At 66.7% G+C, this 22,408-nt stretch carries 22 protein-coding genes; 14 read left to right on the forward strand and 8 right to left on the reverse strand.

Going from position 1 to position 22,408, the window contains the following annotated elements:
* The first annotated feature begins 5 nt into the window (after window positions 1–5).
* From pdxT to C1A15_RS07465, 4 genes are all read left to right on the forward strand, one after another.
* The gene (pdxT, locus tag C1A15_RS07450; protein ID WP_101721969.1) at window positions 6–596 is read left to right on the forward strand and encodes a pyridoxal 5'-phosphate synthase glutaminase subunit PdxT; all 591 of its coding nucleotides are present in this window, start codon (window positions 6–8) and stop codon (window positions 594–596) included.
* 110 nt (window positions 597–706) lie between these two features.
* On the forward strand, window positions 707–925 hold the full coding sequence (locus C1A15_RS07455) for a UDP-N-acetylmuramoylalanyl-D-glutamate--2,6-diaminopimelate ligase (RefSeq protein ID WP_101721970.1): 219 nt from the start codon (window positions 707–709) through the stop codon (window positions 923–925).
* Between the two features lie 93 nt (window positions 926–1,018).
* Window positions 1,019–1,852, forward strand: coding sequence for a prolipoprotein diacylglyceryl transferase (lgt, locus tag C1A15_RS07460; protein ID WP_101721971.1), 834 nt, complete (start codon window positions 1,019–1,021; stop codon window positions 1,850–1,852).
* Window positions 1,853–2,024: 172 nt separating this feature from the next.
* Window positions 2,025–2,405, forward strand: a complete 381-nt coding sequence (locus C1A15_RS07465; protein ID WP_101721972.1) for a desulfoferrodoxin family protein — start codon at window positions 2,025–2,027, stop codon at window positions 2,403–2,405.
* Between the two features lie 256 nt (window positions 2,406–2,661).
* Here C1A15_RS07465 and C1A15_RS07470 read toward each other — a convergent pair whose 3' ends face one another.
* A complete protein-coding gene (locus C1A15_RS07470) occupies window positions 2,662–3,396 on the reverse strand; it encodes a Crp/Fnr family transcriptional regulator (protein ID WP_101721973.1) in 735 nt (244 codons plus the stop codon).
* A 312-nt stretch (window positions 3,397–3,708) separates the two neighbouring features.
* Here C1A15_RS07470 and C1A15_RS07475 point away from each other — a divergent pair, with 312 nt between their 5' ends.
* The 6 genes from C1A15_RS07475 (at window position 3,709) to rpmE (ending at window position 9,891) form a co-directional block, all read left to right on the forward strand.
* On the forward strand, window positions 3,709–5,298 hold the full coding sequence (locus C1A15_RS07475; protein WP_101721974.1) for a molybdopterin-dependent oxidoreductase: 1,590 nt from the start codon (window positions 3,709–3,711) through the stop codon (window positions 5,296–5,298).
* Between the two features lie 13 nt (window positions 5,299–5,311).
* Window positions 5,312–6,112, forward strand: coding sequence for a molybdopterin-dependent oxidoreductase (locus C1A15_RS07480; RefSeq protein ID WP_245864967.1), 801 nt, complete (start codon window positions 5,312–5,314; stop codon window positions 6,110–6,112).
* Between the two features lie 16 nt (window positions 6,113–6,128).
* A complete protein-coding gene (locus tag C1A15_RS07485) occupies window positions 6,129–6,407 on the forward strand; it encodes a PKD domain-containing protein (RefSeq protein ID WP_101721975.1) in 279 nt (92 codons plus the stop codon).
* 521 nt (window positions 6,408–6,928) lie between these two features.
* Entirely contained in the window at window positions 6,929–8,383 is a 1,455-nt protein-coding gene (pyk, locus tag C1A15_RS07490) for a pyruvate kinase (protein WP_101721976.1), read from the forward strand.
* Between the two features lie 31 nt (window positions 8,384–8,414).
* Window positions 8,415–9,320, forward strand: a complete 906-nt coding sequence (rhaD, locus tag C1A15_RS07495) for a rhamnulose-1-phosphate aldolase (protein WP_101721977.1) — start codon at window positions 8,415–8,417, stop codon at window positions 9,318–9,320.
* Window positions 9,321–9,429: 109 nt separating this feature from the next.
* Complete coding sequence (gene rpmE, locus C1A15_RS07500) at window positions 9,430–9,891, forward strand: 50S ribosomal protein L31 (protein ID WP_101721978.1); 462 nt, start codon at window positions 9,430–9,432, stop codon at window positions 9,889–9,891.
* Window positions 9,892–10,027: 136 nt separating this feature from the next.
* On the opposite strand, the gene C1A15_RS07505 is transcribed toward rpmE, so the two are convergent.
* The 5 genes from C1A15_RS07505 to C1A15_RS07525 all read right to left on the reverse strand — a co-directional run bounded on the left by C1A15_RS07505 (window position 10,028) and on the right by C1A15_RS07525 (window position 15,414).
* Complete coding sequence (locus C1A15_RS07505) at window positions 10,028–11,242, reverse strand: molybdopterin molybdotransferase MoeA (protein WP_101721979.1); 1,215 nt, start codon at window positions 11,240–11,242, stop codon at window positions 10,028–10,030.
* Between the two features lie 97 nt (window positions 11,243–11,339).
* Window positions 11,340–12,488 carry an ABC transporter substrate-binding protein gene (locus C1A15_RS07510; protein WP_101721980.1) on the reverse strand — a complete coding sequence of 383 codons (1,149 nt, stop codon included), beginning with the start codon at window positions 12,486–12,488 and terminating at the stop codon, window positions 11,340–11,342.
* Between the two features lie 35 nt (window positions 12,489–12,523).
* Window positions 12,524–13,306 (reverse strand): ABC transporter ATP-binding protein, encoded by a 783-nt coding sequence (locus tag C1A15_RS07515; protein WP_101721981.1) that lies wholly within the window; start codon window positions 13,304–13,306, stop codon window positions 12,524–12,526.
* Window positions 13,303–14,409, reverse strand: coding sequence for a FecCD family ABC transporter permease (locus C1A15_RS07520; RefSeq protein WP_101721982.1), 1,107 nt, complete (start codon window positions 14,407–14,409; stop codon window positions 13,303–13,305). Before C1A15_RS07520 ends, C1A15_RS07515 begins: the two co-directional genes overlap by 4 nt.
* 198 nt (window positions 14,410–14,607) lie before the next feature.
* Entirely contained in the window at window positions 14,608–15,414 is an 807-nt protein-coding gene (locus C1A15_RS07525; protein ID WP_101721983.1) for a DUF364 domain-containing protein, read from the reverse strand.
* Window positions 15,415–15,487: 73 nt separating this feature from the next.
* On the opposite strand from C1A15_RS07525, the gene C1A15_RS07530 reads away from it, so the two are divergent.
* Window positions 15,488–16,342 carry a hypothetical protein gene (locus C1A15_RS07530; protein WP_101721984.1) on the forward strand — a complete coding sequence of 285 codons (855 nt, stop codon included), beginning with the start codon at window positions 15,488–15,490 and terminating at the stop codon, window positions 16,340–16,342.
* A 72-nt stretch (window positions 16,343–16,414) separates the two neighbouring features.
* Window positions 16,415–17,107, forward strand: coding sequence for a flavin reductase (locus C1A15_RS07535; RefSeq protein WP_101721985.1), 693 nt, complete (start codon window positions 16,415–16,417; stop codon window positions 17,105–17,107).
* Between the two features lie 69 nt (window positions 17,108–17,176).
* Here C1A15_RS07535 and C1A15_RS07540 read toward each other — a convergent pair whose 3' ends face one another.
* Window positions 17,177–18,085 carry a class I SAM-dependent methyltransferase gene (locus C1A15_RS07540; RefSeq protein WP_101721986.1) on the reverse strand — a complete coding sequence of 303 codons (909 nt, stop codon included), beginning with the start codon at window positions 18,083–18,085 and terminating at the stop codon, window positions 17,177–17,179.
* Between the two features lie 112 nt (window positions 18,086–18,197).
* On the opposite strand from C1A15_RS07540, the gene thyX reads away from it, so the two are divergent.
* Together thyX and C1A15_RS07550 are read left to right on the forward strand one after the other, a co-directional pair.
* Window positions 18,198–18,878: an FAD-dependent thymidylate synthase gene (gene thyX / locus C1A15_RS07545; RefSeq protein WP_101721987.1), complete on the forward strand. Its 681-nt coding sequence runs from the start codon at window positions 18,198–18,200 to the stop codon at window positions 18,876–18,878.
* 1 nt (window position 18,879) lies between these two features.
* Complete coding sequence (locus C1A15_RS07550) at window positions 18,880–20,133, forward strand: DUF1385 domain-containing protein (RefSeq protein ID WP_101721988.1); 1,254 nt, start codon at window positions 18,880–18,882, stop codon at window positions 20,131–20,133.
* Between the two features lie 31 nt (window positions 20,134–20,164).
* On the opposite strand, the gene C1A15_RS07555 is transcribed toward C1A15_RS07550, so the two are convergent.
* Window positions 20,165–22,312 (reverse strand): transporter substrate-binding domain-containing diguanylate cyclase, encoded by a 2,148-nt coding sequence (locus tag C1A15_RS07555; RefSeq protein WP_101721989.1) that lies wholly within the window; start codon window positions 22,310–22,312, stop codon window positions 20,165–20,167.
* Window positions 22,313–22,408 lie beyond the last annotated feature (96 nt).

The raw sequence follows: 22,408 nt of genomic DNA on the forward strand, positions 1-22,408 counted from the left end.
CTCGCATGACGACGAAGCGCATCGGCGTCCTGGCGTTGCAGGGCGCCTTTCGGGAGCATCGGAGGATGCTCGACGGGTTGGGGGCCGACACGCGCCTCGTGCGCTGGCCGGACGAGCTCGACGGCCTCGACGGCCTCGTGATGCCGGGGGGCGAGTCCACGGCCATTGCGAAGCTGCTGGCCATCCACGGCTTGTACGAACCGCTGCGCGCCGCGCATGCGGACGGCATGGCCGTATTCGGCACGTGCGCCGGAGCCATCCTCATGGCGCGCGACATCGAGGGCGCGCGCCCCGACCAAGAGCCGCTCGCCCTCATGGACGTGCGCATCCGCCGCAACGCCTACGGACGGCAGATCGACTCGTTCGAGACGACGGTGCCGTGGACGGGAATCGAGGGCGGGCCGGTGAAGGGCGTGTTCATCCGCGCGCCGCGCTTCGCCGATCGGGGGCCGGGCGTGGAGGTGCTCAGCACGGCCGAGGACGGCGAGCCCCTGGCCGTGCGCGAGGGCCGGGCGCTCGCCGTGGCGTTCCATCCGGAGCTCACCGACGACGACCGCGTGCACGCCTATTTCCTCGAGCACGTCGCGGGATCGTGAGGGTCCGGACGCGTTGACGGGGCGTTTCCAATCGCAGATGCCGGTCTGGGAAGTTCTGCTACAATGAGGTCAACGGCAGGCGGACGGCGAAGCGAGAGGAGCGTGAACCGATGGGCAAGGGCGTGACCTGTCCCGCATGCGGAGCGGTCGGTTTGGACGTGTGTCGCTACGAGTCCATGATGGTGGTGCGCGCCGATCTCGCGCTGTTCACGCTGCGCTGCCCGCACTGCGATGCGACCGTATCCAGCATGCAGCCCATCCCGCCGCAGCTGCTCGAGGAGGTGCGGTTCGCCGCCCTTGAAGTGGGCGCCGGCATGGGTCTCGAATAACGGTTCCGTCGGCTCGGTCCGGCGGAACCGTTTTCTGTGCGGCTCGAACTACAACGAGAGGCCCGCGCCGCGCGCGGGCGATGAAGGAACGACATGCTCAACGACATCTACCAATCCATCGATCCCGTCCTCTTCGCCTTCGGGCCGTTCACCGTACGCTGGTACGGCGTCGCCTATGTGTTGGGCTTCGTCTTCGCCGGTCTCGTCATCTGGCGCGTCGCGCGTCGCTGGCGCGTGCGCGTGGATGTGGACTCGCTGCTCACCATCATGTTCTGCGTCATCATCGGCGTCATCGTGGGCGGGCGCCTCGGCTACGTCCTGTTCTACGGCGAAGGCTACTACTTCCAGCACCCCGAGCTGATCCTCGCGTTCAACCAGGGGGGCATGAGCTTCCACGGCGGCCTGATCGGCGCCCTGCTGTCGGGCATCGTGGCGGCGAGGCTCACCCACATCCCGTACCTCACGCTGGCCGACCTCGGTTGCATCGGCGCGCCGCTCGGCCTTCTGTTCGGCCGTTGCGCGAACTTCATCAACGGCGAGCTGTGGGGCGCGCCCACCGACGCGGCCTGGGGCGTGGTGTTCGGCGGCGCGGCCGGCACGATGCCTCGTCATCCGTCCCAGCTCTACGAGGCGTTCCTCGAGGGCATCGTCATCTTCGCCGTGCTGTACCTGCTGTCGCGCCGCATGCCGCCGCGCCCGCGCGGCACGTTCCTCGGCCTGTTCCTCATCATGTACGGATGCTTCCGCTTCCTCGTCGAGTTCGTGCGCGAGCCCGACGTGCAGCTGGGCTACCTGTGGGGAGGTTGGCTCACGATGGGGCAGCTGCTGTCGGTCCCGCTGATCCTCGTGGGCGTCGGCGTGTTCGTTTATGCGCTTGTCGTGAAAAAGCCCCAACAGGGTCTTCCCGAAATGCAACAATCTGAGTAACATTTAACGCGAACCGAGCGACGGTTTCGCCGCCATCCGGCGACGCATACGCGCTTGGTTACGGTTCGGCGGCAACCGGGCGTTCGGTAACGGTTTGCTGGCCTGACGAAGCTAAACTGGCAACAGAACAGATTGATTGCAGGTTATACCAGACGACGAAGGGGGACCCACCATGGATCTCAAGTTCTACAAGTGCATGCATTGCGGCAACATCGCCATCAAGCCGTTCGACGCGGGCGTTCCGCTGGTGTGCTGCGGCGAGCAGATGACCGAGCTCACCGCCAATACGACCGACGCCGCGGTCGAGAAGCACGTGCCCGTCGTGCGCGTCGACGGCGCGAACGTGCATGTCGAGGTGGGCAGCACGCTGCACCCCATGACCCCTGAGCACTACATCACGTTCATCTGCCTCGTCACGAAGAACGGCTACCAGATCGTCGAGCTCACGCCGGAGGACGCCCCCGTGGCCGACTTCGCCATCGCCGAGGGCGACGAGGCCCTCAAGGTGTACGAGTACTGCAACATCCACGGCCTCTGGGTCGCCGAGGTGTAAGCAGCTCCGCTCGCCGGTCTGCGAAGCGCCCGTCCCGGTCGTCGGGGCGGGCGCTTTTTCGTCTCGCGGCCGGGCGGTTCGTCCGCTCCGCTGCCGGTCTGCGATGCGCCCGTCCCGCCAAGCGGGGCGGGCGCTTCTCGTTCGGAGGGGAGTGCCGCGCGGCGAGCGCTCGGCGGCGCCGTCGGCCACGCGCCGGCTAGGATGTTTCACGTGAAATATCCGTTCTTGTTCCTCGTTGCTTCCGAGCCGCCCCCTGTCAGTACAGGACGGGGTTCTCCTCGAGCAGCAGGCGCTGCACCTCGCCGCGGTCCGCGATCTCGAGGTGCGTTCTCGTTTTGCTGGCGATGCCCTGTTCCTTGAGCGATTTCAGCAGCTTGTTGCATGTGGCGTAGTGGATCTCCAGCAATCCGGATATCTCGTCGACGATGAGGTTGCAGGGGATGCGGTACACGCCGTCGGCGTCGGGCGCATTCGCTTCGCACAGCTTCTCGAGCCATAGCAGCATGCGACGGCTCGTGGATTGTTGGTTTGCGGCATCGATGCGGTGCCCCAGCTGCGCCATCGTCATGTGCAGCGCGTGCATCACGTCGTCGTAGAACGCGTCGTCGGCGTGCATAAGGGCGCGCACCTGGGCGCGCGTGAAGCTGATGAGCACGGTGTTGCGCACCGCCCTGAACGTGAGGCGGCTCGATCCGAGCGACAGATAGCCCGGCAGCCCTGCGACGGCTGCGTCCCCGGCGCCGCGTACGTAGAAATAGCTCAGCTTGCGCCCGTCGTCGCGGCTGAGCCCTACCTCCATCGCTCCGGTCTGCACGTAGAACAGGTAGGGGTCTTCGGGCGTCTCGCAGGTGGCGTCGTGCTCCTCTTCGCGGAACAGTTTGAGCACGGTGCCCTGATCCAGGTATCGATCGAAATCCATCTTGCGGTGCAGCGACGACGTGAGCAGGATCGACGTCTCATCGTTGTGCCCCTCTTGGCCCCTCAGCCTCATGGGTCCCCCTTTGCTTGGTGCGGCTCGGCCCCCTTTGTCGAGCGCGTTTCTTTCAGCTGGTAGTGTGCCACAATCGCAGCCGAATCGAAAGGCGCTCACGTGTCCGTATGTGATCTTGTCGAATACTCGTTTCAGAACATTCTCGTCGAGAAATAACTTCCCGCGCGCACGCGCGAGTCGCTTCCGCGCGAAAAAGACGTCACGAGCCGATATCCTGCGCCTACAGTCGAACGGCGTCTTCCCTTAGAGTTGCCATGGGGGACGAGCGCACGGGATTCGCTCGTCGAAGAACGAGAAAGAAGGAGGGATCGCATGAAGACGAAAGGAAAGCTGGCGACATCGGCGCTGTGCCTGGTGGCCGCCGTCGGGCTCATGGCGGCATGCGCGCCGCAGGGCTCCGAGTCCACGCAGGGGGCCGACAAGCCCGCCCCCATCACGGCCGACGATCTGGGCCGCATCGGCAACGACATCGGCTATGCCGACGACGGGGGCACGTACCTCGAGAACTACGCCGAATACGCCGAGAAGCTGAAGTACGCCGACAAGGTGGCCAAGAACGCCGAGGACAACCAGCCGGCGCAGTACGCCGACCAGTTCGGGTTCACCACGCAACCCGTGCCGGCCGACCCGAAGGGCTGGAACGTCACGTACCTCGACGCCGACAACCGCGGCTGCCTGTCGTGCCACGAGAGCATCGAGGACGTGGTGATGAGCCTGCCCACGAAGCACAACGTGTACGCCATGGGCTATACCACGCAGCTGACGGTGGCGAACTGCCTGGGCTGCCACCGCAACGCCGGGTTCGGCAACATCCAGCTCGTGGAGACGCTGCACGGCATCCACAACGGCAACGCCAAGTTCTCGGGCATGAACGGCAGCTGCGACTCGTGCCACTACATCGACGAAAACAGCGAGTTCAACCTGTGGGACTACGCCAAGTACGACCTGTACAAGGGCATCACGGACGTGAAGGCCGACGATGCGAAGCTCGGCTTGAGCTACGACCAGGACACCGTGTCCGACAACGACCAGCTGTTCTTCGAGTCGCTGAACAACGAGCCGTCCGAGTGGCGCACCGACACCGACCCGGCGGTGGCCGACGCATGGATGCTGACCATCGGCGGCGACGTGGAGAACCCCCTCGAGATGACGGTCACCGAGCTCAAGGAGAAGTTCGGCACCAAGAGCTTCGTGCAGAAGCAGGGGTGCATCGAGAACGCCACGGCCAACGCGTGGATCTACCAGGCCGAGCTGACCGGCGTGTCCATGAAGGACGTCATCGACTACGTGAAGCCGGCCGGCGGCACCACCAACATCGAGGTGACGTCCGAGGACGGCTACAACATGGTGGCACCCTCGTTCGAGTCGATCAACGTGGAGGACTGCCTGCTGGTCACCGAGATCAACGGCCAGCCGCTGCCCGCGAGCCAGGGCTACCCGGTGACGCTCGCCGTGCCGCGCAACTCCGCCGCCTCCTACATCAAGGCCATCATGACCATCGACTTCGTCAACGATCCCGAGTTCGAGGACGAGGAGGGCGTGGACACGCCGCTCGACCCGCACACCGGCCTGATGCAGGGCAAGCCGAACAGCGCCATCCTCAACTACCCCGACGGCGTGGTGCTCGACGGCCAGGCCGGCAAGGAGCTGACCATCGAAGGCTTCGCCGACGCCTACGACGAGCCCATCGCGAAGGTGGAGTATTCGCTCGACCACGGCAAGACCTGGACGACGCTCGAGACGCCCGTCAACGACCCGACGCGCTGGACGTACTGGCGCATGACGTACACGCCGGCCGAGGCGGGGTCGTACCTTCTGAAGGTGCGCACCACCTCGACGCAGCCCGACGGCTCCGAGCGCGTGTCATCGCGCGACACCAACTTCCTGTTCAACGTCAAGTAGATCGGAGATGAGCATGCAAGATTACAAGAAAGGCCTGATGGCCGGCACGATGATCGCCTCCTTGACGTTGAGCGGGGCGGGCACGGCCTTCGCGGCCGACGGCGCGCCGGCATCCGACCAGGGCGCTTCCCCTGCGTCGACCGTCGAGGCGCCCGTCGGCACCGCCGTCGCCTCGCCGCTGGTCAGCGCATCGGCCGCGGCGGGAACGTTCTCGTACGACCAGACCGAGCTCACGCTGAACAGCGCCATCAAGGACGTGTTCCAGCGGGCGACGTCGGCGCTATGCGGCGCCACCGACGATCTCGTCGTCACGAACCCGCTCGAATGGAAGCTCGCGGTGACCGGCGAGGTGGACAACGCGTTCACCGCCCCGGTGGACGTGCTGGCGTCCGAGAGCAGCGTCAAGCAGGTGATGACGTGCACCTGCGGCGGGAACCCGGCCGACGGCAAGGCCATCATCACCGCCGACGTGAAGGGCATCCCCGTCTCGCACCTGCTCGACCGCGCCGAAGCGCGCGACGGCGTGAACACGGTGACGTTCGTGTCGAGCGACGGCACCGAGCTGGCCATGCCCATCAGCTACGTGGTGGGCCGTCACGGCGTGCTGTCCTACGAGATCAACGACGAGGACCTGTCGGCCTCGGTGGGCGGCAACAACCAGCTGTGGATGACGCGCACGCCGGCCAACTACTTCGTGCGCGACGTGGTGGAGGTGCGCGTGACGCGCGAGGAGGAGCCGCCCGCGAACCCGGGCGAGGACATGACGTACCCCAACAGCCCCAACGTGGGCGTGTTGGCGGCATCCGTCTCGTAAGGCGAAGGGGGATTCTATGATCGCGCCGCAGGAGCTGGCCGTAGGCCAGACCGTCACGTTCGAAGGATACGCCGACGACTACGGCACGCGCATCGTCGCGCTACAGTTCTCGCTCGACGGGGGCCGCACGTGGTGCACGCACGACGTGTCCGACGCGTCGGCCGACCTCTGGGTGCATTGGACGTACGCGTTCACGCCGGAGCGCGCCGGCAGCTACCGGCTGCGCGTGCGGTCGATGAACGAGGAGGGCCGCACTAGCCCCGCTTCGGCGGTGGCCGACTTCCTCGTCGCGTAAGCGCGCGCGTGCGGGTGCGCGTTCGAAAGGCGCAGGCGGGCCCCGAAGGATGCTTCGGGGCCCGTTGCCGTTTCGGGGTGCCTCCTGCGGGCGGCTCGGCGCGCGCCGCCGTTCGGGGCGGCGCGACGGTCGCGAGCATTTTGCGGATCGCGCCGGGTGCGTCGCTTTCGCTCGGCTGGGCGATACTGCGCGCTGAACGGGTCGGGTGGACAAAAAGCCGACTTTTCTTTATCTTGAATAAAGAATAATCGCGCGAGCGAAGTCCTCACCTGCGGTTATGAAAACCCGAAATTCCCGCGTCTCGGATTCCCGCTCGAAATCTAGAGAAAACTGCCCTTTTTGTCCATGATGCGTCAGGTCAGGTATCGAAGAGGCGAACCTGCGGACGTGCCTTCGGGCCGAAGCCGTCTACGGCACGTTACGGTTGTGTGCAGACTCGCCGGATTGGGCGCGCTGCGGCATGGGCGCGCTGCGGTTCACGGTATCATGCGATCATGGAACAGGCGCGATCGAGGAGGAGCATGGCCAGACGCACGAAGATCGTTTGCACGCTGGGACCCGCCGTCGACGACGAGGCCTCCCTGCGCGAGCTGCTGTCCGCCGGCATGGACGTGGCGCGCTTCAACTTCTCGCATGGGTCGCACGACGAGCATCGCGCGCGCATGGACATGCTGAAGCGCGTGCGCCGCGACCTCGGCTCGCCGTGCGCCATCCTGCTGGATACCCGCGGCCCCGAGATCCGCACGGGCTCGCTTGAGGGAGGAGGTCCCGTCGAGCTGCATGCGGGCGACGCGCTCGTGCTCACCGAGGGCGCGGTGGAAGGAACCGCGCAGCTGGTCGCTCAAACCTGCGCGGGGCTGGCGAAGGTCGTCGAGCCCGGCGCGGCCATCTTGCTCGACGACGGGCTCATCGAGCTCGCGGTGGACGCCGTCGAGGGTTCCGACATCCGCTGCACCGTGCGTAACAGCGGTCTTCTGGGCGAGCGCAAGTCTATCAACCTGCCCGACACGAGCGTGCCGCTGCCGGTGATGACCGACCAGGATCGCGCAGACCTCGTCTTCGGCATCGAGCAGGACGTCGACTTCGTGGCGGCATCGTTCGTGCGCAACGCAGAGGGCGTGCGCGAGCTGCGGCGCTTCCTCGACGAGCACGGCGGCGCGGACGTGGGCCTCATCGCGAAGATCGAGTGCGCCGAGGCGGTGGAGAACTACGAGGCCATCATCGAGGCGGCCGACGGCGTGATGGTTGCGCGCGGCGATTTGGGCGTGGAAGTGCCGGCGCACAAGGTGCCGCACATCCAGAAGGAGATCATCCGCGCGTCGAACCGCGCGTCGAAGCCGGTGATCACGGCCACGCAGATGCTCGATTCGATGATACGCAACCCGCGTCCCACGCGTGCGGAGGTGGGGGACGTGGCCAACGCCATCTACGACGGCACCGACGCGGTCATGCTGTCGGGCGAGACGGCCAGCGGCCGCTGGCCGGTGGAGGCCGTGCGCATGATGGCGCGCATCGCCGAATCGAGCGAGCCTTACCTGTTCGACGAACGCGCGCCCGACCGCACGCGCGACCGTGCGCGGGTGGCGCTGGCCGTGGGGCTGGCCGCCGTGCAGACGGCCGAGAACGTGGGGGCCTCCTGCATCGTGGCGCCCACGATGTCGGGACGCACGGCGCGCCTCGTGTCGAACCTGCGGCCGCGCGTGCCCATTTACGTGGTCACGCCGTTTCCGCGCGTCATGCGCCAGCAGCAGCTCAACTGGGGCGTGACGCCCATGCTCGGCGACGTGCAGGGCGACATGCGCCACGTCATCGAGCAGGCTCACGACGCCGTGCTGGCCAGCGGGCTGGCGCAGCCGGGCCAGCTGGCGGTGTTCACGGCGGGCGACCCGTCCACGAGCCCAACCATCGGCGAGCCGGGTTCCGGCGCGGTGGCCGCCACGAACGTGATGTACGTCGTGCAGATACGCACGCGATAGCGATAACCGAACTACGGACAAGGAGTTGATCATGGGTTTCTTCGATAACGCTCAGGAAGTGCTCGATCGCGGCGTGTCGGCGGCGAAGGGCGCCGTCTCGGGCGTGGCCGTGGAGCAGCAGGCGTTCGTGAAAGGGTTCGTGCGCCTGTGCAGCGACGGCGCGGGCCAGGGCTGGCACGAGAGCAACGGCGGAAACGCGTCGTATCGGCTTACGCCGGAGGACGTGGCGTCAAGCCGCTCGTTCTTCTACGACAACCCCAGCTCGTGGGTGCCGCTGGGCTTGCAGGCCGCCAACCTGGGCGGCGAGTTCTTCCTGGTGACGGCTGCGGGCGCGCACATGCGCAACGTGGCGCTCGATCCGGACACGGGCGCGGGCATCGCGGAGATCAACGCGGCGGGCGATGCATGGCGCATCGTGTGGGGCTTCAAGAACGGCGGCGTCCCCACGAGCGAGTTCCCCAGCCATGTTGCCATCCAGTCGGTGCGCAAGGAGGTCACCGGCGGCACAGGCCGCGTGCTGTACCATGCGCATCCCGCGCACGTGGTGGCGCTGACGAACGTGCTGCCGCTCGACGCGCGCACGTTCACGCGCGCTTTGTGGAAGATGCTGATGGAGTGCATGATCGCGTTCCCGAAGGGCATCGGCGTGGTGCCGTGGATGGTGCCGGGCGGCCCCGAGATCGCCGATGCCACGGCCGATGCGATGCGCACCTACGACGCGTGCGTGTGGGCGCATCACGGCCTGTTCTGCGCCGGCTCCGACTTCGACGCCGCCTTCGGGCTGGCGCACACCATCGACAAAGCGGCGACCATCTACGCTCAGGCTCGCGCGATGAACGGCGGTAGCGACCGATTCGCCAGCGCCATCCCCGACGAGGGCCTGCGCGGTATCGCCGCCGCCTACAACCTCCCGGTAAACGAGGCGTTCCTCGGCTAGGGGAGGGGATTTCCTGAGAAAACGCGTGCGTTCGAAGGATGGCTGTGCTATAGTGCAAAGGCTTGTCTTCGCCTTGGTCGGAAACCAAGGCCTGTAAAGGAGAACCATAATGAAACAGGGTATTCATCCGGAGTACGTGGAGTGCACGGTCAAGTGCAGCTGCGGCAACACGTTCACGACGCGTTCCACGAAGCCTGAGCTGAAGATCGACATCTGCAACGTGTGCCATCCGTTCTACACCGGCCAGCAGCGCTTCGTCGACACCGGCGGACGCGTCCAGCGCTTCGCCGACAAGTTCGGCGCCGCGAAGGAGACCGTGGCCGAGCGCGAGGCCGCCAAGAAGGCAGCGCGTGCCGCCGCCATCGCCGAGGCCGAGGCCAAGAAGAAGGCCGAGCGCGACGCGAAGGCTGCCGAGAAGGCCAAGCGCGCCGAGGAGTTCGCCAAGAAGTCCGAGGCCGAGGCCAAGAAGGCCGCTGAGGTCGAGGCTGCCGCCGAGACCGCTCCCGAGGCCACGGCCGAGGAAGCCGCTGCCGTCGACGCCCTCGTCGAGGAGGCTCCGGCCGCCGAATAGCGCATCCGCGCCGCTTCTGCAGCAAGCAAGACGAACGCCCGGTCGATGCCGGGCGTTCGTGCGTTCGGGGCCTTATGGCGTCCGGTCGGCGCGGTACGGCGCGCCCGCGCCCCATGCGATTCCCCGCGTTGGCAAGCTACCCTTCCTCGATGAACTCCTCGCCGCGCAGCAGCTCCACCTCGAGGAGGTCGCCTTCCTCCCACCCCGCTTCGCCGAGGGGCGAGACGCGCTGGGCGTTCGACGTCATGCAGACGGCCAGCTCCCCGGCCTTGAAGTCGAGGAAGTGCGCCACGTAGCCCTCGCCGCCGCGCGTCACGCGTACGCGGGCGATGTTCGCCATCTTGGGGATGCTCGTCTTCGCGGCGTCCGTCCGCGCCTGCACGACGGGGCGGCGGTGCGGCGGAATTCCCAGGATGCGCGCCGTGATCGCCTGCAGGCACCATTCGGAGCCGAAGTAGGCGGCCATGGTGGGGCCGGGGAGGTCGACGACCGGCTTGCCGTCCACCACGGCCATCATGAGCGGTCGCCCCGGCACGGCGGCGATGTAGTGGTGCACCACCTGTCCGCGCCGCTCGATCAGCTTCGCGTTGAAGTCCTCCTCGCCGAGGGCCGAGCCTCCGTTGACCACCACGACGTCGGCGGTGGCCAGCGCCGCCTCGAAGGCGCGCTCGAGTTCGGCGGGGTCGTCGTGCACGAGGGGGAATACCACGGGTTCGGCACCGTACTCGATGAGGAGGTGCTTGCACATGAGGCTGTTCGTGTCCACGTTCTGCCCGCGCCGCGGCTTGATGCCGGCGGGCACGAGCTCGCTGCCCGTGGGGATGAACGCCACGCGCGGCCTGACGCGCACGGGCACCATCGTGGCGCCGCCCATGGCGAGTGCGGCCAGGTCGGTGGGGCGGATGACGCTGCCGGCGCTCATGAGCGGCTCGCCCGCGCGCAACGTTGAGCCGGAGGGCCGCACGCCCGAGCCGGGCTCGACCGTCACGTCGTCGTCGAGCTTCACCGAACCGTCCTCCTGAACGGCCGCCTTCTCGATCATCACCACGGCATCGAACGCATCGAGGAAGTCGTCGCCGGTGTCGGCGCGCACGTAGTCCGCGCCGGGCTTCCAGCAGCTCGCGTCGGGCAGGCCGTTCGCGAACGCCGCAGACTTCACCGCGATGCCGTCGAACGCCGAAGCGCGCACCACCGGCAGTGTGTTCGCGGACGCGAGGTCCTCGGCGAGCACGCGCCCGACTGCGCCGTCGAGCGCGACGTGCTCGACGCGCCGCACCGGCTCCCATGCGGCGAAGAAGTCGGTCAGCGCCTCTTCCCGCGAGGGGAAGCCGTCCATGATCTTCTCTCCCATACGCATCTCCTTGTTCGGTTTTCCACGATGATAGCGGGAAAGCCCGGCGCGCGCCGGGCTTTCCCGCAGGGGTGCGAACGGGTCGCGGGACGAGACGCTAGGCCCTGGGCTGTGCGTTCGCGGCGATCTCGTCGAACTCGGATTCACTCAGGTCGTACCCGTAGAACGTCTTGAAGTAGCCGGCCACCGTCCCATACAGGTCGTTGTCGTACTGCTCGGGGTACAGCAGGCGCGGCAGCCACTGCATGCCCAGCACCTGGTTCACCGTCGGAGGGCTGTTCAGCCAGTTCCACGGCGTGTCGGGCACCTCGTAGTACGAGCCGGACTTGACGGCGTCGATGTCGGCGAAGGCGGCATCGGAGCCCACCGTGTCGTAGATGCTGTTCTCCGCGAACAGGATGACCTGCGGGTTCCACAGCGCCAGCTGCTCCATGCTGATCTCCACGCCGGCGCCGCTGCCGGACACCTCGCCCAGCTCGGCCACGTTGTTGGCCACGAGGTCGACCACTTGGCCCTGGTAGGAGTCCTTCGCGATGGTGTTCGTGCCCTTGTCGCCCAGCAGGTAGGCCACGTTCGCGCGCTCGGACTCGGGGATCTTGCCCATCACCGACACCGTCTCGTCGTAGGCGGCCTTGCAGTAGTCGGACAGCTCCTTGCCGCGATCTTCCATGCCCAAAAGCTCGCCCAGCATCTCGTAGGCCGCGCCGTAGTCTTCCATCTTCGTCTCGATGACCACCACGGGGATGCCCAGCTGCTCCTGCAGCGTGTCGAGGTCCTCCTTGATGCCGTCCTTGAGCTCGCCGGTGTCGATGAGGATCTGCGCGCCGGAGGCGGCGACCGCCTCCTTGTTGAGGTCGCCCTTCGCGCCGAAGGCGGCTCCCGTCACGGGCAGGTTGGCGTAGTCGGAGCCCAGGTACTTCGCCTGATCGGCGGTGAGCTCCTGCGAGACGGTCGCCATCTTCTCCGGCGCCATCGTCAGCAGGATCTGCGTGGCGGTGTGGCCAGCCGGGGCGATGCGGTCGATCTGCGCGGGCACTTCAACGGTGCGCCCGGCCGAATCGGTGAACGTGCGCATCTCGTTCTGCGTCGCCCGATCGGTCTGCGCCGCTCCGTCCGTGCTTGCGGGCGCGTCCTGCGACGGGGCCTGCGAGCATCCGTTCAACGCGAACGCCAGCCCCAGGCACAGCATGCCCGCGACCAGCAGGCGCCGCGCCCGCTGCGTGTTCTTTGCGGTAATCCCTCCCATAGATTCTTCCTTTCTCAACCTCTGTCGCCTTGCTTCTAACGCTCTATCTCGCGTACGGGCACGCACACGCGCACCTTGTCGCCGTATAGGGAATTGACCTCCACGTCCACGTCGTAGATGGTGCTGACCAGCTCCTTGGTGATGACGTCTTTGGGGTCGCCGAACGCGTGCACGCGGCCCTCGTTGATGACAAGCGTCTGGTCTGCGTACAAAAACGCCTGGTCGGGTTGGTGCGTCGATTGGATGATGCTCAGGCCCTCGCGGGCGAGCTGGCGCACGGTGGACAGCACGCGCACCGTGTTGCCGTAGTCGAGCGCGCTCGTGGGCTCGTCCATGATGATGGTGCGCGCGTTCTGCGCGATGGCGCGCGCGATGAGCACGAGCTGCCGCTCGCCGCCCGATATCTGCGTGTAGGGGCGATGCCCCAGATGAGCGATGCCCACGCGCTCGAGCGCGTCCCAGGCGCGGTCGACGTGCATGCGCTTGGGCGAGGAGAACAGCCCGATGCCGCCGCCGGCGCTCATGAGCACCACGTCGAGCACGTCGTAGGCGTAGGTGGACGAATGCGACTGGGGGATGTAGGCGATCTCGCTCGCGCGCTCGCGGATGGATATCGTGCGCAGGTCCTTCCCGTTCACGTGGATGCTTCCCGTCCAACCGTTGTCGAGGCACAGGATGCAGCGGAACAGCGTCGATTTGCCCACGCCGTTGGGCCCCAGCACGTTCACGAGCGTGTTGTCGGGGATATGGAAGCTCAGGTCGCGCAGCACATGGTGGCTGCCGTACGAGAAATCGAGGCGTTCGACGTCGATGCTCATAGCCCCTGCTTCCTCCTCGTGATGAGGTACAGGAAGAACGGCGCACCCACGAACGCGGTCAGGATGCCGATGGGTATCTCGGAGGTTGCCACGAGGCGTGCCACGTCGTCGACGACGAGCAGGAAGCTGGCGCCCATGAGCATGCTGGCAGGCAGCAGCTTGCGGTAGTCGCAGCCGATGATCATGCGCGCGAAGTGGGGGATGACGAGGCCCACCCAGCCGATCATGCCCGAGATGGACACGCTGGCGGCGGTGACGAGCGTGGCGGCCACGATGACGATGAGCCGCACGCGGCGCGCGTTCACGCCCATGGTGGAGGCCTCGTCGTCGCCCATGGTGAGCACGTTGATGCGCCAGCGCAGGGCGAACAGCGCCGCGAGGCCGATCGCGATGGGGCCCAGAGAAAAGGCCATGTCGCTCCATTTCGCGCCGGTGAGGCTGCCCATGAGCCAGTACGTGATGGCGGCCAGCTGGTCGGTGGGGTCGGCGATGAGCTTCGTGAACGACACGCCCGCCTGGAACAGCGAGCTGACCATGACGCCCGCCAGCACCACGATGAGCAGGTGGTTGCCCTTCGCACGGGTGCCGATGGCCAGCACCAGCAGCACGGCGGCGATGGAGCAGGCGAACGCGAAGACGGAGATGCTGAGCGAGCCGAGCCCCAGCAGGATGGCCACCGCGGCGCCGAACGCGGCGCCCTGCGAGGCGCCGAGGATGTCGGGGGAGACGAGCGGATTCTGGAACGTGCCCTGGTAGGCGGCGCCGGCGGCCGCCAGGCTGCAGCCCACCATGAGCGCGAGCGCGATGCGCGGCAGGCGCACCTGGAAGAACAGCGTCTCCTGCTGAGACGTCCAGAACGGGTCGATGGGGAAGGCGAGGTTGGCCAGCATGCCGACGGCTTCGATGGGGGTGATGGGGTAGCGCCCGAGCATGAGCGAGGCGAGCGTGCTCGCTACGACGAGCGCGCCGAGCGCGATCAGGATGAGCGTGCCGCGCCGCGCGTTGCGGCGGGACGCGCATCGGGCCGCAACCTCGCCGTCACGCGCCCGAGGGGGTACCCCCTCGGCGCTGCTGATGCTTCTGGCATCAGCAGCGCTTCGCATCCCCTCGTCTAAAGTGTCTTCAATAGCTTCTATCGCTCTCGTCCCCTATGATTCGCAATTGAGAATAATACTGAGAGCAATATATACTAAAGTACAATTATTATCAATTGAATATAATCAAGATTGCACCGAGCAACCGCTTCGCACGGATGCTTCATGTGAAACATCCGTGCGGGAATGCGTCCGAGGGCGCGGAGGCTAGGACCGCTCGCGTTCGACGAGGGTCATCTGCAGCGCCTCGCCGAAGAACTGGCCGGCGCCGTTCTGCACGGCGAAGCGCGCCTTCTCCGGATCGGCCACCACGCTGCCGGCCAGCGCGTCGGCACCCTGCTCGAACAGGCACGGCGCCATGATCACGCTGGGGCCCACGAGCACGGTGGTCGCGTCCTTCGCGAGCTCCAGCAGGCGCGGCGCGGTCTTGTTGATAAGGGTGACGCCGGTGACGAAGGCGAAGTCGGTGCCGGGCAGCACGTACTCGCACGCGGGGTCGGGCGTGTCGAGCTCGTGCGTGCAGTTCCGTTCGAGCACCGTGAGGTCGGCGTAGGCGGCGATGCGGTCGACGTGGGGGAAGTGGCCGATCACCGTCACGCGTTTGCCAGCGGAGCGCTCGATGCGCGGACGGTACCGCTCGAATGCGTCCATCGTGCGGACGGTGCCGTCAGGAAGCTCGACAGGCTCGTCGTACACGGCGCCGAGCGGGTCGAGCAGCTCGGCGCGCGCGTAGTAGGCGTTGAGCGCCGCCACGCCGAGCGTGGCTTCCTCGAAGCACCATGACTTCGCGAGTTCGGCCATCGCGCGCAGCGGGACGCCGCGCAGATCCTGCTTGCAGGTGCGCAAGCCACCGCCCTTGCAGGTGAAGCTCACGCCCATGCCGCAGTCGGCCTCGACGTAGGACCAGTGCGTTCCCAGGCAGTAGTCGCGCACGACGAGGTCGTCGGGAACGCTCTCGATCAATCGGTCGTACAGCTTCCACGGTGCGGCGTCCTCGGCATCGGCTTTTCGCATAGCGCATCCTTTCTGTATTATTCGTGATGATATATAATACACCGATGAGAAGAAATGCGGAAGGAGAAGGCCCGTGCTGTTCTTGTTGACGGGAGACGTTCAGACAGGCAAGACGCGCTGGCTCGCCGCATTGGCGGACGAGCTTGCGAGCGGAGGCGTGGACGTCGCGGGCGTGCTGGCGCCCGGCGTGTGGCGCGAGCGCGGCCGGGCGGGCGAAAGGCGCTTCGAGAAGCTCGGTATCGACAACGTGCTGCTGCCCACGGGCGAGCGCATCGCGTTCGCGCGCCGCCGCGACCTCGCGCTGGCGGAGGGATCGTTCGACCCGACGAGCCAGAGCGCCGCCGCCCAGCTGGCCTGGGAGATATCGGACGACGCCATCGCGCGCGTCAACGCCCACTTCGACGCCCTCGCCCACGGGGCGGCGGCCCCAGTAGATCACGTGCGCCCCGCGGTTTCGGCGGCTCCCGCGGATCATGCGTGTCCCGAGAGTTCGACGGCCCTCTCAAGCCCCGCGCTCCCCGTGGTCCCTGCATGTTCGGCGGCCCCCGCGCGCCTCTCAAGCCCCGCGTGCCCTGTGCTCCCGAACGAAGTGTTTCACGTGAAACATTCGTTCGCGCAAACAAATGTTTCACGTGAAACATCGGGCGCGGTTGAGGCGTGCGAGACGCGTTCCGGGCTGCTCGTGGTGGACGAGCTGGGACGGCTCGAGCTCATGCACGACGGCGGCCTCGTCTCGGCCACGGCGCTGCTGGCGCAGGGGCCCCGAACGGGCTTCCGCCATGCGATCGCCGTGGTGCGCGGCTGGCTGCTCCCGCGCGCCGAGGAGCGCTTCGCCGCAGCCTGGGGCGGTGCGCAGGCGATAGCGCCCGACGACGCGTCCCGCGCCCTCGTCCGCGCCGCGTGCGGACTTGCCGACCAATCGCATTGAGGCCTTGCGTTCCTTAATGAGAATGATTATCATTATTGGAAACGTAAACGAGAGCAGGGGAAAGGCGTCATCATGATCGATCAGACTGCGTTCTTCAGTTTGAGCTACGGGCTCTACATCATCGGCGCGACGGACGGCGAGCGTAAAGCCGCCTGCGTCGCCAACACGTTTCAGCAGGTCACATCATCGCCGTTGCAGGTGAGCGTGGCGCTGAACAAGGAGAACGCCACCACCGACGTCATCCTGGACTCCGGCCGCTTCACCGTGTCGTGCCTGGCGCAGGAGGCGACGATGGAGCTCATCGGCACGTTCGGCTTCCATTGCAGCACCGATACCGACAAGTTCGCAGCCTGCGAAACGGGGCTCGACGCGGCGGGCGTGCCCTATGTGGCCGAGCAGTGCGTCGCGCGCTTCTCCGTGCGCGTCACCCAGGCGGTGAACCTCGGCACGCACATCCTCTACATCGGCGAGGTGGAGGAGGCTGAGAAGGTGTGCGCGGGCGATCCGATGACGTACGCCTACTACCACCAGGTGAAAGGCGGGAAGACGCCGCCGAAGGCCTCGAGCTACCTGCCTGACGCGCCCGACGCGGCGCCGGCTGCCCCGGCGGTCGCGGCTGCGGGCGACGAGGAGGCTCCGAAGCCGAAGTACGCGTGGCGCTGCAAGGTGTGCGGCCACATCGAGTATGGCGACGAGCTGCCCGAGGACTTCGCATGCCCGGTGTGCAGCGTAGGTCCCGACATGTTCGAGCGCATCGAGCTGTAGGCGCCGAGTACGGCATGGGAAGGGATAGCCCCTTTCCATGCCAAAAGGGAGGCGCGCTGCTTCGGTCCTCTACTTGTTCCAGGCGATGAAGGCCCAGGTGACCGTCCGGGGCACGCGCAGACGCAGGGGCTTCTCCGGAAGCCCCTTCTTGTCGGGCATGCCCGCGCGCTCGTTCTCGACGAGGTTCTCCTCGAGCCACGTGCGCAGCCGGACGATGGCCGCGGCGCGCTCCTCGGCGCCGATGAACGCCGCGGTGGCGTCGTCTACCATGCGGGAGAACACGCCGAACGCGTCGTCGAGGGAGTCGAAGGTGTCGGTGCGCTCGCTGTCGATGTAGGCGACCTCAGGGCGCAGCCCCTCGTTCGCGAGGATGTTGAACGCATAGAGATGGTCGCGGCCGAGCACGCTGGAGAGGCCGATGGCGTTGAGGATGCGCTCATCGGTGCGCGGCGACGAGCCCGTGGCCAGCGTGACGCACGCGCGGCGGCGCGCCACGTCGGTGAGGCGCAGCAGCGCGTCGCGCAGGTCGGCCGTGGCCACCGAGCGCGAGGCCAGCGCCACGTCCACCATGCCCGGGCGCACGCCGTGGGCCGGCCAGTCGTCCGACCAGCTCATGCGCTTGGGGAACACGGTGCGAACGCCCTCGGCATCGAGCGTGGCCTGCATCTGGTCGAGCATGCCCTGCGAGAAGTCGGCCGCCACCACCTTGATGCCGCGCTTGCCCAGCGGCACCGACAGCGCGCCCGTGCCGCAGCCCATGTCGAACACCGTCTCGCCCTCGCGGATGCCAGCGAGCTCGAGGAACCGCTCGACGTAGGGGTTCGGCGCGTCCTTCGTCGTGAAGGTGGCCGCGCGCTTGTCCCAGTAGCTCGCGTCGTCGAACCGTCGTCGCGCCTGTTGGAGCTGCTTCCACTCGGCGTTCCAGTCGCGGGTGGTGAGCTGGGGGACGAAGGGTTGGGACGTGTTGTTTTCGGGCATGGCGCGCCTCTCGCTTCGCTGGTCGGGGGCTTCGGGTACTATACTAGCGAAAGTGAACGCCTCTGTGCGCGCGAACCGCCGAATTTATCTCGAAGCGAGGAGCATTCATCCCATGCAAGTTGAACTTCTGTACCACACGCCCGACCCCGAGCGCGCCATCGCCACGGCCGCGCGCCTGTGCTACGCGCCCGTCGGCGCGGCCGAGCTCATGGAGACCATGCCGGAGGAGCGCGTGAAAAGCGTGCTGTCCACCATCATGAGCGCAGGCCACACGTCCACGCTCGAGCATGCCAGCTACACGTTCGCGGTGGACGGCGTCTCGCGCGCGCTGACGCATCAGCTGGTGCGTCACCGCATCGCCAGCTTCAACCAGCAGAGCCAGCGCTACGTGAAGTTCACGGACGGCCTGGCCACGGTGAAGCCCGACAGCGTGAGGGCGAGCGAGGAGACGAACGCGGTGTTCGACGAGGCCATCGAGGCAGCCATCGCCGCCTACGAGAAGCTGCTGGCGGCTGGCATCCCCGCCGAGGACGCGCGCTACCTGCTGCCGAACGCCGCCGAGACGAAGATCGTCATCACGATGAACGTGCGCGAGCTGTTGCACTTCTTCTCGCTGCGCTGCTGCAACCGCGCGCAGTGGGAGATCCGCGCCATGGCGCATCGCATGCTGGAGCTGGCCAAGCCCACGGCTCCGTTCATCTTCATGGACGCGGGCGCGCCCTGCATTCGCGGCAACTGTCCCGAGGGCAAGATGACCTGCGGGAATCCGTACCCGCGCGTGAAGAGGGACTAGCATGGGCGAGCAGAAGAGCGACCTGTCGCGCGCGTTCTCCGAAGACGGCGCGCTCAAGACGCACGTCGGCGGCCAGGCGCTCATCGAGGGCATCATGATGCGCGGCAAGTACAACTGGTCGGTGGCCGTGCGCGAGCCGGGCGGCGACATCTACGTGGAAGAGCACGACCTGGCCTCGGGCCGCAACAAGAACGGCTGGATGCACTGGCCGCTCGTGCGCGGCTGCCGGGCGCTCGTCGAGTCGCTCGTGCTGGGGTACAAGGCCCTCGAGATCGCGGCGCTGCACGCGTTCGCGGAGGAGGGGGAGGGCTCGTCCGGCGAGTCCGCGGAGGGGGACGGCGCCGCCGTTGAGGAGCGCTCGATCGGCTCGCTCGCTGAAGAAGGCGACTTCTCCTGGAAGGACGACTTCGGGCGACCCGATACGATGATCGACGCCCTCGGGGCGCAGCGTTCCCTCGAGGTGGTCTCCGAACCCGAGCCCGAGCCCGCCAAAAAATCCTTCATGGACGAAGAGGTGGAGTTCGGCAAGAAGGAGATGGCCGTTTCGATGGTGCTCGGCCTCGTGCTGGGCGTGGTGCTGTTCATCGTGGCGCCGGCGTTCATCACGAACCTCATCGTGGGCGAGTACGACCAGAACACCGTGCTGTGGAACATCGTGGACGGCCTTTTGCGCGTGGCCGTGTTCGTGTTCTACCTGTGGCTCATCGGGCGCATGGGCGAGATCAAGCGCATGTTCGGCTACCACGGCGCCGAGCACAAGACCATCCACTGCTACGAGCACGGCCTGCCGCTCACGGCCGCCAACGCGCGCAGCTTCCCGCGCTTGCACGTGCGTTGCGGCACGGCGTTCCTCATCATGGTCATGGTCATCGCCATCTTCGTGTACACCATCACGCCCATCAACGGGCTCATCGAGATGTGGGGCGTGCCCGACGGCGCGCCGAAGCTCGCGCTCGTCATCCTCGTGCGCATCCTGCTCATGCCCGTCATCGCGGGCATCTCCTACGAGATCACCGTGAGGTGGGCGGGCAGCCACCCCGACAACCCGCTCGTGAAGGTGGTGCTGTGGCCGGGCATGCAGATGCAGTACCTCACCACGAACGAGCCCGACGACGGCCAGATCGAGTGCGCCATCGCCGCCATGCAGAAGGTGCTCGAGCGCGAGCAGGCCGAGGAGGCGAAGGCCGCATCCTCCGAGGCCGCAGCTTCGCCCGTCGCCGCCGACTTGGAGCCTTCCGCGCCGTCGGCTTCGTAACCCTCGCGCGCAAGGGGCGCATCGTCGCGCATCACGCGATGACGAAGCGCCCCTTGCCCAAACGCTTCGCTTCGTACATGGCCTTGTCCGCGCAATCGTAGAGATCGAGGTAGCTCTCGTCCCCCTCAGTCGCCCGATGCGCCCCGATGCTCACCGTGAAGGGGCGCCCTTGGGCCAGCGACTCGAGCCGCACGCGCTCCCCGAGCTCGGCGCAGCGCGTTTCGAGGGCCTCCTTGCTGATGGGGCCGCCGAGGCACACGGCGAACTCGTCGCCTCCGAAGCGGCTGACGGCATCGCTTTCCCGAAACGAAGCCTCGAGCGCGCGGGCCAGAAGGCACAGGGCCTCGTCGCCCGCCTTGTGGCCGTACGTGTCGTTCACGTTCTTGAAATCGTCGATGTCGATGACGGCGAACCCGCCGATCTCCTTGCGCGCAGCGAGGTCGGCCGCCGTCTCGCGAAGCGCCCCCACCGTGAGCAGGCCGGTGAGGTCGTCCTGCTCGGCGACCGCTTTGAGGCGCTCCTTCTCCGCCCTGATGATGGCGAGCGCTTTCGACCGGTTGCGCGCGTACGCCACGGTGAGCACGACGATCAGGAGGGTGAACAGCACGCCGCAGGCGATGATCGTCTTCGCATTGGCCTCCACGAACCGGCTGAGCGTCATCTCGCGGTCCTGCAGGATCTCGCCGTAGATGGCGTCGTTGACGGTCCCGGCCGGCATCTCGCGGATGGCCTCGTTGAATGCGCGCAGCAGCGCGGAATCGCAGTCGGGAGCGATCGCGAAGCAGAAGTCGCTGGGGATGTCGGCGTTTACCAGGGATGTCACGTTGCGCAAGCCTTTTGCGTTGATCAGGTACGAGGTCGTGAACCCTTCGGCGTAGGTGTAGTCGGCATCCCCTGAGCTCACCGCTTCGATGCAGTCCTCGAGCGTCTCGCAGATCAGCGTTCCCTCTTTGATGCTCATGCTTCCTGCGGCCCCTCTCGACACGGCGAGGCGCTGGTCGTCGAGGTTCGAGGCATCGCTGCTTTCGCGCACCACGAGACACTGGTACGACGACAGGTACGGGGTGCTGAGCGAGAGGCCGTACTGCCGGGCGAAATCGAAATCGTGGATGATACCGGCGATTGCATCGAGGTCGTACTGCTCGACCGCGTCGTTCCAGTTGTCGGGGTTGGGGATGGGGACGCACTCGATCTCGAGCCCCGTGTACGAGGCGATGAACTCGAGCGTCGCTTTCGACGCCCCGACGGGCTCGCCGGTGGACTCGTCGATGTCTTGGATGGGCGCGGCGCCGGCGAGGTAGCCTACGCGCACGGGCTCGCTGCGTCCGACGAAGGCCTGCAGGTCCTTCGACAGCGTCTGAGAGCCCCTCGCGCCGCTGAAGTACTTGTCGTACAGCTCGATGCTCAGCGAGGGCTCGGACTTCTCGATCTGGGTGATCGCCTCGTTCAGAGAGGAGACGACGTCCTGCTCGCCTTTGGCCACGGCGAAATAGAACGGGTTGGCCCCGAGCGTCGCCACGACGTGCATGCCCTCGACGGGGCCGATGTCCGATCCGACGAGCGCGTCGGCGCGTCCGGACAGCACGGCTTCGACCTGCTCGTTCGAGTCCTCGCACTCGACGCGCTCGAAACCGATGCCGTTCATGTCGCAGAACGTCTGGGCCGTCTGGGTGCTTTTCGGCGAAGAGCCTACGAAAGCGACGCGCAAGGTCTCCCGCGCGTAGACGTTGACGTCGGTGAGGTCTTCGTTGGCGTCCGACGCCAGCAGCGCCGTGTGGGCCGTGCCGTAGGACTTGATGGCGAAGTCGTAGCGTTGCGCGTACGCATCGCTGTAGTTCATAGCGCCCATGATGTCCACTTCGCCGGATTCCAGCATGCCGAGGAGCGTGACGAGCTGCTCGTTGAGGTCGCCCTCCACTCGCACGAACTCGTACTTCCAGTCCGTGAACTGCGCGATCCTTTCGAGGTACTCGTAGGTGTAGCCGGAATAGGCGCCGTTTTCGTCCATTTCGGTCAAACCGGTCTGGTCGGGCCATGCGACGCGAATCGTGCGCCGATCGTCTGCGGGGGCGCTGCCTTCGTCGTCGGCGTACGCCTGTCCGGCGACGGCGCATACGAGCGCGACGGCGGCCACGAGGGCGAACGTCGATGCGACGAGCCGTGAGTACACCTGCTTCATGATGCCTCCTTTGGACGGATCGAGGCTGCGCTGCGCGAAGGTAGCCCGTTCGCAACCCAACGAGTATACACCAACGGGGGGGTGCGCTAAAGACGA

Source organism: Eggerthella timonensis (genome assembly GCF_900184265.1).
GTDB lineage: Bacteria > Actinomycetota > Coriobacteriia > Coriobacteriales > Eggerthellaceae > Eggerthella > Eggerthella timonensis.